The following is a 10,713-nucleotide window of genomic DNA, read 5'->3' as shown; positions in this document are numbered from 1 at the left end:
TGCGCGGGCGCGAGAGAATTGAGGGTGGTCCACCCTGGACGGGTGGTGCCGTCGGAAACGTACGAGGAGGAGATGAGGACATGGCGGAGCCCACGCCGCGTCGGAACGAACCGCGGCTACGCCCCGCGCCCCTGCTCTTCGAGCCCGCGGAGGCGGCCTCCGATCCGGAGCACTTCTTCGACCTGGAGTCCATCGACGACCCCCGGACGCTGCTGGCACGGGCCACGGAGCTGACACAGGCGTTCCGGGCCGCCGCGGACCGGGCGGTGGAGTTCCAGGCCATGGCCGCGGCGCAGCTCGCCGATCCGCGCCGGTTCGACCGGCTGACGTCGGCGGACATCGCCGAGCAGGCCGAGTGGACCGAGGACTACGCGAAGAAGATGGTGGAGTTCGGCCGGGATCTGCTGCGGGGCGTCGAGGCGCGGGGCCCGGATATCGTTTGAGGGACGGTGGCGGAGGCCATGGGCGGCAGGATGTCGCTCATGCCGCCCACGACCACCCTTTCGGCATATGCCAGCCGGGCAAGGTACCCCTTCCCGCCCGCTCCTGTCCCGGTTTCCGGCAACCCGTGGAAACGTGACGTTCACTCCCGGTACCTGTAGGTGCCATGAGCAGCAGCACAGTGACCTCGGACGGCGCCGCCTGGCTCGCCTCGGCAGGAACGTATCCGCGCAGCACCCTCGCCTTCTGGGAGGAGCAGCCGGACGCGCCCGTGGTGCTGCCGTGCGGTTCCGCCTTCGACATCGTGAGCGCGCCCGCGATCTTCGGACGCCGGATGCTGGACCGGTTGTGGGACGACGGACCGGGCTCGGGGCCGGTCGCGGTGTTCCGCGGCCGGATGCTGCTGTTCGCCACCCCGGGTACGGCACAGCGGCTGCCGTCGCTGCTGGAGTGGGAGGAGTGGGGGTCCACGGGCCCGGCGTCCCCCGGCCGGACGGCCGCGATCCCGTCTCTCCTCTGCCACGGAACGGGCGACGCGGTCACCGTCCCCGCGCCCGCCGCCGCGGAGTCGGAGCAGGCGTCCGGATCCCGCTGGCTCGTCGCCCCCGACACCCGTCACCCCTGGCTCCCGGGCCCCGAAATCCTGCTCTGGGCGGCGGTCCGGGCGGCCCGCTCAACGGTGCGGATATCGATTTTTCCTCCCCCCGACCTGGATGCTAAGGTCTACGACGTCAGCAGGCGCCGCTAGCTCAGTTGGTTAGAGCAGCTGACTCTTAATCAGCGGGTCCGGGGTTCGAGTCCCTGGCGGCGCACGACACCGAGAAAGCCCCTCGCGGACGCGGGGGGCTTTCTCATGCCCCGGCGCGGCCGCTATTCGTTGGCGATCTTCACCGTCCACCCGCCGGACGCCGTGCGCCCCTCCACGTCCAGCCGCACGGTCGTGCCCGGCACGGTGAAGCTCTCGCCGAGGGCGACCGGTGCGTCCGCGAGGGGTGGGTACACCGAGCCCTCCCAGCACGCCTCCGTGTGCGGGTGGGCGTCGATCACCTGGACCGGGCCGCCGCCGGACTCGGCGCCGGCGTGGACGCGGTAGACGAGGACGCCCTGGCGGCAGCTCTGCTGATCGTTGCCGACCGAGCCACGGGCCTCGACGGCGAGGGCGCTGTCGGACCCCGTGCGCACCACCGCCAGCTTGGTCCCGCGGCCCAGCCCGAACGCGGGGGCGCCGGCCGGTGCGGTGGACGGCAGCCCGGGGGCGGCGCCGAGCGACTCCAGCGTCAGCCGTACGGGCCGGTCGCCCCGGACGCAGACCACCTGCCGGGGCTCCAGCCAGCCCAGCTTCCACTTGTGCCAGCCGAACAGATCCGGGGCCAGTCCGAACTGGCTGCCCATCAGGTCCCAGTCACCCACATGGGTGTCCCAGTCGCCCTTTCCGTCGTCCGGGCGGTGGTAGAGGTCCGGCAGGTCGAAGACATGGCCGGTCTCGTGGGCGAGGACGAGCCGGTCCGGCGGGTGGTTCTCGAACACCGTGACGACCCGGCGGATGTCGGTGCCGTCGGCGCGCAGCGGGGTGTCCAGATTGACGACCTTCGTGGCGTCCGAGTCGACGCCGGGGGCGTGCGGGTCGGCGACGAAGTAGACGACGTCGTAGCGCGAGAAGTCGACGTGGCCGTCGGCGACGGCGAGCGCGTCCCGCAGATAGGCGGACCGGTGGGCGGGGCCCCAGTCGCGCTGTATGGCGTAGGCGGTGGAGGGGCGCGGCATGCTGATCCAGTGCCGCACCGGGTGGGAGCGAAGACGGAACTTGCCGTAGGAGGCTCGTTCGAAGTAGCGACTGGTGGCCGGGAAGTGGTCGGCGGCCAGCTCGGTGGGTGAGGTCAGCGGGCGGGCGTCCGGGAAGGACAGGAAGACCATCACCGCGTCCAGCGTGCCGGCCGGCCGTGGGTAGGCGGCGTTCCAGGTGTCCAGGCCCTCGGAGTGGTGGGCCTGGGTGCGGGTCAGGGCGCAGGGCGCCGCCGCGAAGGGCTCGGCGACCGAGGGGCACGCGATGAGGGAGGTCGCCGCCACCGCCGTCAGCGTGGTGAACACGGCCGCGGTGCTGCGCAGTCGGGGGCGGGCGGCGACGCGTCCGAGCCCCTGGAGGGCCTCACGGGTGCGTTCCCCCAAGGGCAGCTGGCGCGGCACAAGGACCTCCGGATGCGGTTCGCGGGACACCGCATCCAGACTGTGTGAATTTATTGTTGTATGCCCTGTTTGTCTGCACCGGACGAGTGAGGGGACCGAGGCCGAACGGGGTCACCAAACCGGCCGACACCCCCGAACCGCTCACGGTCCGTCACAATCGGTCGTTGGGCGGGAGAACCGGGCCTCAGGCGGGCAGAAACGATCTGTCAGGAGGGCGGGTCGTTCCGCGCGTGTTCCGCGACACTGGACAGTGGGCTGCGAGCGGCGGGAGCGGCCCTCTATGATCGGCACACTTTCCTGACCCTTTCCTGCCCGGACAGAGATCGAGCAGAGATCGAGCAGATCGAGTGCACTGCGGGAGCGAGCGGTGAGCGGAACGTCCGAAGGGCCGACGCCCGCGGCAGACCTCATCGGGCCGGCCGTCACAGACAGTAACCACCAGGCGTCGCGAAGTACCGGGGCCGACGCCTCCGACTCCTACCGATCCGCCTTCGCCGCCGCACCACTGGCGATGGCCGTCGTCGACCGCGAAGGCCTCGTGGTCAGCGCCAACGCGGCACTCGCCGACCTCCTCGGTACCGGTCCCGGCGATCTCACCGGACGGATCGCCGCCGACCTGGTCGACCTGGCCTCCGACGCCCGTACCTGGCACGCGTACCGCGAGGTGCTGCGCGGGCGGGAGGCCAAGCTGCGGTGCAGCCGGCGGCTGAAGCACCCCGAGGGGCACAGCGTCTGGGTGCAGGTCACCGTCGCCCCGCTCCCGGACGGCGCGCGGGGCGTGCTGCTGACCGCCGCCGACATCAGCGCGCGGCGCGAACTCCAGGGCAGACTGCGGCACTTGCAGATGCACGACCCGGTGACGCGGCTGCCCAACCGCACGCTGTTCTTCGAGCGCCTCTCGGCCGCCCTCGACGTGGAGTCGTACGAGCGGGGCGGCACCGGCCGGATCGGCCTGTGCTACCTGGACCTGGACGGCTTCAAGGCGGTCAACGACACCCTCGGCCACCGGGTCGGCGACCGGTTGCTCGCCGCCGTGGCCGAGCGCCTCGGCCGCTGTGCGGACGAGGCCGGTTTCGCCAGGGCGAGCGCGCCGCTGGTGGCCAGGCTCGGCGGTGACGAGTTCGCGCTGCTGGTCGAGGACTCCACGGGCACCGAGCAACTGGCGGAGCTGGCCGAGTCGGTGCTCACGGCCCTCCAGGAACCCTTCGATCTGGCCGGTCAGCGGCTGTCGTTGTCGGCGTCGATCGGCGTCGTCGAGCGGCAGGCGTCCGGTACCACCGCGACCGGTCTGATGCAGGCCGCCGACACCACGCTGTACTGGGCGAAGGCGGACGGCAAGTCCCGCTGGACGCTGTTCGACCCCGAGCGCAACGCGCACCGCATGACCCGCCAGGCGCTCGCCTCCACACTGCGCCCGGCCATCGACCGGGGCGAGTTCGTCCTGGAGTACCAGCCGCTGGTCGGGATGGCGGACGGACGGCTCAGCGGGGTCGAGGCGTTGGTCCGTTGGAACCATCCGCAGTTCGGCATGCTGACGCCGAATCGGTTCATCGGATTGGCGGAGGAGGACGGCGCGATCGTCCCGCTGGGCCGCTGGGTGCTCGCCACCGCCTGCCGCCAGGCCCGCCGCTGGCAGCTCGAACGCCCCGACGAACCACCCCTGTTCGTCTCCGTCAACGTCGCCGTGCGTCAGGTCTGGGACTCCGACCTGGTCGCCGACGTCGCCGAGATCCTCGCCGAGACGGACCTCGCCCCGCAGCTGCTCCAGCTGGAGCTCACCGAGTCCGCGGTGATGGGCTCCGCCGGCCGCCCGTTGCAGGCACTCCAGGCGCTCAGCGACATGGGCGTCCGGATCGCCATCGACGACTTCGGCACCGGCTACTCCAACCTCGCCTACCTCAGCAGACTGCCGGTGTCGGTGCTGAAGCTGGACGGATCCTTCGTCCGGGGCTTCCAGTACGAGGACGCGGGCACCCACGCCAGTCCGGCCGACGAGGTCATCGTCGAGGCGATGATCCAGCTGGCGCACCGGCTGGGGCTGACCGTCACGGCGGAGTGCGTCGAGACCTCCTCGCAGGCCGGCCGGCTGCGCCGGATCGGGTGCGACACCGGGCAGGGGTGGCTGTACTCCCGGCCGGTGCCGCCGGATCGCATCTCCGAACTGCTGGCGTGTCCGTCCGGTCAGGCGGTCGGCAACCCGTAGGCGTCCGCGACGAGTTCGTAGGAACGGAGCCGGATCTCGCCGGTGTGCGCGTTGGCCGTGAGCATCAACTCGTCGGCGCCGGTGCGCTTGTGGAGGCCGTCGAGGCCCGCGCGGACCTCGTCCGGTGTGCCGTGGATGACGTTGGCGTTCCAGGAGGTGACGAACTCCTCCTCCAGCGGGCTGAATTCGTGCGCCTCGGCCTCCTCCGGAGTGGGCACGAGACCCGGCCGTCCGGTGCGCAGCCGGATCATGCTGAGCGCGGCGGCGCGGACCTGGCGCCGGGCCTCCCTCTCGTCCTCGGTGGCGAGCGCGGAGACGCCGATCAGGGCGTAGGGCTCGTCGAGGAGGGCGGACGGCTTGAAGGACTCCCGGTAGAGGTCGAGCGCGGGGATGGTGTTCTGCGCGGAGAAGTGGTGCGCGAAGGCGAAGGGCAGGCCGAGCAGGCCGGCCAGCCGGGCGCTGAAGCCGGAGGAGCCGAGCAGCCAGACCGGCGGGCGGTGCGGGGACTGCACGCCACCGGGCGAGGTGGCCTGGACGGGGCCGGGGACCGCGTGGATACGCCGGTAGGGGTGGCCGTCGGGGAAGTCGTCGTCCAGGAACCGGGTCAGCTCGACGAGCTGCTCGGGGAAGTCGTCGGCGCCCTCGTTGAGACGCTCCGTGCGGCGCAGGGCCGCCGCGGTGGCGCCGTCGGTGCCGGGGGCGCGGCCGAGGCCCAGGTCGATCCGGCCGGGGGCCATCGCCTCCAGCGTGCCGAACTGCTCGGCGATCACCAGCGGGGCGTGGTTGGGCAGCATCACGCCGCCCGAACCGAGCCGGATGCGCTCGGTGTGGGCGGCGAGATGGGCGAGGATCACGGCCGGGGACGAGGAGGCGACGCCGGGCATGGAGTGGTGCTCGGCGACCCAGTACCGGTGGAAGCCGCGGGCCTCCGCGACCCGGGACAGGGCGACGCTCGTGCGCAGTGCGTCGGTGGCGGTGCGGCCCGCGCCGACGGTGACCAGATCCAGTACGGAGAGGGGGACGGGAGCGGTGCCGAGTGCGGTGCCGCGGATCCCGTTCTCGTCGCGCCCGCCGCGCTCTTCGTGCTCGTCGTGCTGGTCGTAAGGCAAGGGGTGCCTCCTGGTTTTCGGCCGTGCGGTGTCCTCAGGCCGCTAACAGGAGACGGTCCCCGCTTATTCCCGTCGGGGCGTCCGTGGGGTGTCCGCCCGCTCCCTCACACCTGCACGATCGGCTCCCTGGTGAACAGCGCCCCCAGCCGCGGCGCGTTCACCCGGCGGTCCGCCAGCCGCAGCGCCTCCCAGACGGTGACCTGGTTGGCGGTGAGGACCGGCTTGCCGAGCTCCTTCTCCAGGGCCGGGATGTGGGCGGCCGTGTGCAGCGCCGTGTCCGGGAGGAGGACGGCCTGCGCGTCGGGGGCGTCGGCCGCGCGGGCCAGCGCGAAGACCTCGGCCTCGCCCCAGGTGCCGACCTCGGCCGCCGTGATGATCCCGGAGCTGCGTACGCCGGTCACCTCGATGCCGGCCGCCCCGAGGAAGTCCACGAAGAGCCGGGCCACGTCCTCGGGGTAGGTGGCCCCGACCGCGACCCGCCCCGCGCCGACCTCCCGCACGGCGTGCACGAACGCGAAGGACGTCGAGGACGCCGGCATGCCCGCGGCCTGGGCCAGGGTGCGCACCTGCTCGTGTGCACCCTCCCAGCCGTGCACGAAGCTGCCGCTGGTGCACGCCCACACCACGGCGTCGGCGCCGGCGTGCCGAAGCTCCTGGACGCCGGCGGCGAGGCGGGCCGGGGCGCCCATTTCGAGCAGGGCGTCCACCCGGTGGGCGTCCTCACCGATGTCGGTGTGCACCAGGTGTACCCGGATGTCGCTGCCCAGGAGCTGTTCGATGCGCGGATAGTCGTCCTCGGCGGAGTGGCCCGGGTAGAGGAATCCCAGTGCTGTCATGTCCAGCCTTCCTGCTGCTGCTCTTCTTCCGGCACTACGGCGCCGGGGGTCTCCCCCGACAGGACGGGACCGGTGCGCGCCGCCGGATCGATCAGCGCCTGATACGGCCCCACCGCACGGGTACCCAGTCGGCGCAGTGCCGCCCACATCGTCACTTGGTTGGCCGAGATCACCGGTATGCGCAGCTCGGCCTCCAGTTGCGGGATCACGTCGTAGGTCGGCAGGTTGGTGCAGCTGATGAACAGGGCGTCGGCGGCGCCCCGCACCGCCCGCCGGGCCATGTCCACCACCTCGCGGTAGGGCACCTTCCAGATGTGCCGGGTCAGCCCCATGAAGGCGCAGCCCGTGACGGCGACGCCGGCCTCGGCGACGTAGCTCTCCAACGCCCGCGTCACCGAGACCGTGTACGGGGTCACCAGCGCCACCCGGCGTACGTCCAGCTCGACCAGCGCCTCCAGCAGCGCGCCGGAGGTGGTGATCGCCGGCACGTTGCCCGCCCGGCTCATCGCCTCGCACATCGCGCGCTCGCCGACGATGCCGCCGACGAAGCTGCCCGAGGTGCAGGCGTAGCCGATCACCTCGGGCTCGACCGCGTTCAGCGTGCGCACCGCCTCGCTCAGCGTCTCGTGCTCGCTGACCAGGCGGGCCAGGTCCAGGCTCACCTCCACCGGCACGTACGGGGTGCGGGTGACGTGCAGGGACACCTCGTCCGGCACCCAGCGCCACAGCTCGCGGTCCAGCGCGAAGTCGAAGGGGGCGACGACACCGATTCCGCGTTGCGGAGCCGGTCCGCCGAGAAAAGCGACGTCCATGGCAGGCACCGGCCTCACGCTCGGAGACGAGTGGGCAACGGATCGTGGGGAACGCCCGTGTTGACGACGGTAGGTTCGGGTGCGAGCGTGGTCAATCCGCCTGGATCACTCCCAGGTCAACACGCGGTTAAACCCCGTTGACATGTCGTCACCGGCCGTTGCCCCACGGTCGGCCGCCCCTCGCGAACGGCTGGAGAAACGGCTGCTCATGCCCACTCCCACCCTGCTCGTCCTGGACGCCGAACCCCTCCCCCGGCTGGGCCGCCTCACCGGCCGCGCCCGGATCGAGCACACGGACGCCGCGGCCCTCGCCGAGAGGCTGCCGCACGCGGATGTGCTGCTCGTGTGGGACTTCACCTCGCACGCCGTGCGTGCGGCGTGGCCGGGCGACGGGCCGCGGCCCCGCTGGGTGCACACCGCGAGCGCGGGCGTGGACCACCTGATGTGTCCGGAACTCGCCGCCGGCGACACCGTGGTGACGAACGCGCGCGGCATCTTCGACCAGCCCATCGCCGAGTACGTCGCCGCCCTCGTGCTGGCCATGGCCAAGGACCTGCCGCGCACGCTGGAGTTCCAGCGGGAGCGCGCGTGGCGGCACCGCGAGTCGCAGAAGGTCACCGGGGGCCGGGCGGTCGTGGTCGGCTCCGGCCCGATCGGCCGGGCCATCGTCCGCACCCTCAAGGCGCTCGGCGTCACCACCGCCCTCGTCGGCCGCACCCCGCGCACCGGCGTGCACGGCCCCGACGACCTGGACCGGCTGATGGCCCGCGCCGACTGGGTGATCGCGGCGGCGCCGCTCACGGAGCAGACGCACGGCATGTTCGACTCGCGCCGCTTCGGGATGATGCAGCCCTCCGCCCGCTTCGTCAACGTCGGCCGCGGGCCGCTGGTGGTGGCGGAGGCGCTCGCCGAGGCGCTGGCCAAGCGCTGGATCGCGGGTGCCGCCCTGGACGTCTTCGACGCCGAACCCCTGCCGCCGGACAGCCCGTTGTGGCAGGTCCCGAACCTGATCGTGTCCCCGCACATGAGCGGCGACACCGTCGGCTGGCGGGACGAACTCGGCGCCCAGTTCGTGGAGTTGTACGACGCGTGGGAGGCGGGGCGGCCGCTGCCGAACGTGGTGGACAAACAGCGTGGGTATGTACCCGGACACTGACGTTCCTGGGAGGGTGGATGACCGAGCTCACCGAGCTGACCGCCGTAAGGCTCCTCGACGGCTACCGCAAGGGCGAGTTCAGCCCGGTGGAGGCGGCCCGCGCGGCGCTGGAGCGGGCCGAGGCGATCCAGCCGGAGGTGAACGCCTTCGTCCGGCTGACCGCCGAGGACGCGCTGCGCCGGGCCCGGGAGTCCGAGGGGCGATGGCGGCGCGGCGCACCGGACGGGCTGCTCGACGGGGTGCCGGTCACCGTGAAGGACATCCTGCTGCTGCGCGGCGCCCCGACCCTGCGCGGCTCCCGGACGGTCGATCCGGAGGGCCGCTGGGACGAGGACGCCCCCTCCGTCGCCCGGCTGCGCGAGCACGGCGCGGTGTTCCTCGGCAAGACGACGACGCCCGAGTTCGGCTGGAAGGGCGTCACGGACTCGCCGGCCGGCGGGGTGACGCGCAATCCCCACGACCCGGCGCGCACCGCGGGCGGCTCCAGCGGGGGCGCGGCGGCGGCCGTGGCGCTGGGCGCGGGACCGCTGGCGCTCGGCACCGACGGCGGCGGCAGTGTGCGCATCCCGGCGGCGTTCTGCGGGATCTTCGCGCTGAAGCCGACGTACGGGCGCGTGCCGCTGTATCCGGCGAGCGCGTTCGGGACGTTGGCGCACGTGGGGCCGATGACGCGGGACGCGGCGGACGCGGCCCTGCTGATGGATGTGATCGGCGGCCCGGACTCCCGCGACTGGTCGGGGCTCCCGCCGGCGACCACGGCCTTCACGGACGGCCTGGCGGGCGGCGTGCGCGGGCTGCGGGTGGCGTACTCGCCGACGCTGGGCGGGCAGGTGGCGGTGCGGCCGGCGGTGGCGGCGGCGGTACGGCGGGGGGTGAAGCTGCTGGCGGAGCTCGGCGCGTACGTCGAGGAGACCGATCCCGACCTCACCGACCCGGTGGACGCCTTCCACACGCTCTGGTTCAGCGGCGCCGCCCGGGTGACCCAGCGCCTCGGGCCGGAGCAGCGCGCGCTGCTGGACCCCGGGTTGCGGGAGATCTGCGCGCAGGGCGCCCGCTGCTCGGCGCTGGACTATCTGGCCGCGGTGGACGTCCGGATGGACCTGGGCCGCCGGATGGGCCGCTTCCACGACACCTACGACCTGCTGGTCACCCCGACCCTGCCGATCACGGCGTTCGAGGCGGGCGCCGAGGTGCCGAAGGGGTCCGGGCACCGGCGGTGGACGGGCTGGACCCCGTTCACCTACCCGTTCAACATGACGCAGCAGCCCGCGGCGACCGTGCCCGTCGGGACGGACGGGGACGGCCTGCCGATCGGGATGCAGCTGGTGGCGGCCCGGCACCGGGACGACCTGGTCATGCGGGCCGCGCACGCGCTGTACGAGGCCGGTGCCGCCGCCGGGGTCAGGCTCGCCGGAAGCTGAGCGTCTCCCCGGCCGCGCCGGTCCGCCACAGGTCGTTGCAGGCCTCGGCCATCGCGGGCAGGCCCTCGACGATCTGGCCCCAGACGATGCCGGGGACCCAGCCGACGTCGGCGTTGAGCAGCAGGTTGTTGCGTTCGTAGAAGAGCGCGAGGTCCACGACGGTCGTACCGGCGCGGACCTCGCGGTCGTAGCCGTAGGCCTTCGTGCCCAACTCCGTCCCGGCGAAGGCGAAATAGCACAGATCGCCCGGAATGGGGGTTACGGTCGGATTTTCCAGTGGTGGCTCGGATGCCGCGAAGGGCGGGAAGAGGCCGTAGATCTCGTTGCGGGCGTACTTGGCGTGGTAGACGTCACCGGACAGCGGGAGGGCGTCCCAGACGGCCGCGCAGGTGATCGGCGCCCGGTCGTCGAGCAGCCTGGCCCTGCAGGTGACGGCGCGTTTGTCCAGCGAGACCTCGATGTAGCGATCAGCCATGGGTTCCATGGGAGTGCCCGGCGGCGGCGCGGTCAAGGGGGCCTGCGCACGCTGCCCCGGGTGGTGCGGGGCTTGA

At 72.6% G+C, this 10,713-nt stretch carries 10 protein-coding genes and 1 tRNA gene; 6 read left to right on the top strand and 5 right to left on the bottom strand.

The features are described from left to right. Window positions 1-80 precede the first annotated feature (80 nt). From ACFV6X_RS06565 to ACFV6X_RS06555, 3 genes are all read left to right on the top strand, one after another. Window positions 81-443 carry a hypothetical protein gene (locus ACFV6X_RS06565; RefSeq protein WP_385378543.1) on the top strand — a complete coding sequence of 121 codons (363 nt, stop codon included), beginning with the start codon at window positions 81-83 and terminating at the stop codon, window positions 441-443. 164 nt (window positions 444-607) lie between these two features. Next, window positions 608-1,189, top strand: a complete 582-nt coding sequence (locus ACFV6X_RS06560) for a bifunctional DNA primase/polymerase (protein ID WP_385378540.1) — start codon at window positions 608-610, stop codon at window positions 1,187-1,189. Continuing rightward, window positions 1,180-1,253 (top strand) — tRNA-Lys (locus ACFV6X_RS06555). The genes ACFV6X_RS06560 and ACFV6X_RS06555 overlap by 10 nt, the downstream gene beginning before the upstream one ends. A gap of 58 nt (window positions 1,254-1,311) precedes the next feature. On the opposite strand, the gene ACFV6X_RS06550 is transcribed toward ACFV6X_RS06555, so the two are convergent. Continuing rightward, complete coding sequence (locus tag ACFV6X_RS06550; protein ID WP_385378537.1) at window positions 1,312-2,655, bottom strand: M6 family metalloprotease domain-containing protein; 1,344 nt, start codon at window positions 2,653-2,655, stop codon at window positions 1,312-1,314. Between the two features lie 337 nt (window positions 2,656-2,992). Here ACFV6X_RS06550 and ACFV6X_RS06545 point away from each other — a divergent pair, with 337 nt between their 5' ends. After that, window positions 2,993-4,828 (top strand): putative bifunctional diguanylate cyclase/phosphodiesterase, encoded by a 1,836-nt coding sequence (locus ACFV6X_RS06545; protein ID WP_385378534.1) that lies wholly within the window; start codon window positions 2,993-2,995, stop codon window positions 4,826-4,828. On the opposite strand, the gene ACFV6X_RS06540 is transcribed toward ACFV6X_RS06545, so the two are convergent. The 3 genes from ACFV6X_RS06540 to ACFV6X_RS06530 form a co-directional block, all read right to left on the bottom strand. Beyond that, window positions 4,807-5,937, bottom strand: a complete 1,131-nt coding sequence (locus ACFV6X_RS06540; RefSeq protein WP_385378531.1) for an LLM class flavin-dependent oxidoreductase — start codon at window positions 5,935-5,937, stop codon at window positions 4,807-4,809. The two genes, ACFV6X_RS06545 and ACFV6X_RS06540, sit on opposite strands and share 22 nt — an antisense overlap. 104 nt (window positions 5,938-6,041) lie before the next feature. After that, window positions 6,042-6,773, bottom strand: a complete 732-nt coding sequence (locus ACFV6X_RS06535; protein WP_385378528.1) for an aspartate/glutamate racemase family protein — start codon at window positions 6,771-6,773, stop codon at window positions 6,042-6,044. Further along, window positions 6,770-7,585 carry an aspartate/glutamate racemase family protein gene (locus ACFV6X_RS06530; protein ID WP_365449939.1) on the bottom strand — a complete coding sequence of 272 codons (816 nt, stop codon included), beginning with the start codon at window positions 7,583-7,585 and terminating at the stop codon, window positions 6,770-6,772. The genes ACFV6X_RS06535 and ACFV6X_RS06530 overlap by 4 nt, the downstream gene beginning before the upstream one ends. 208 nt (window positions 7,586-7,793) lie before the next feature. On the opposite strand from ACFV6X_RS06530, the gene ACFV6X_RS06525 reads away from it, so the two are divergent. Then, window positions 7,794-8,741, top strand: a complete 948-nt coding sequence (locus tag ACFV6X_RS06525) for a D-2-hydroxyacid dehydrogenase (protein WP_385378525.1) — start codon at window positions 7,794-7,796, stop codon at window positions 8,739-8,741. 17 nt (window positions 8,742-8,758) lie between these two features. Beyond that, a complete protein-coding gene (locus tag ACFV6X_RS06520; RefSeq protein WP_385378522.1) occupies window positions 8,759-10,162 on the top strand; it encodes an amidase in 1,404 nt (467 codons plus the stop codon). Here ACFV6X_RS06520 and ACFV6X_RS06515 read toward each other — a convergent pair. Further along, window positions 10,143-10,637 carry a DUF3830 family protein gene (locus ACFV6X_RS06515; protein ID WP_385378519.1) on the bottom strand — a complete coding sequence of 165 codons (495 nt, stop codon included), beginning with the start codon at window positions 10,635-10,637 and terminating at the stop codon, window positions 10,143-10,145. The genes ACFV6X_RS06520 and ACFV6X_RS06515 overlap by 20 nt on opposite strands. Window positions 10,638-10,713 lie beyond the last annotated feature (76 nt).

It is taken from the genome of Streptomyces sp. NPDC059861, from assembly GCF_042731435.1.
GTDB lineage: Bacteria > Actinomycetota > Actinomycetes > Streptomycetales > Streptomycetaceae > Streptomyces.
This window is presented reverse-complemented; position numbering and strand designations above follow the sequence as displayed.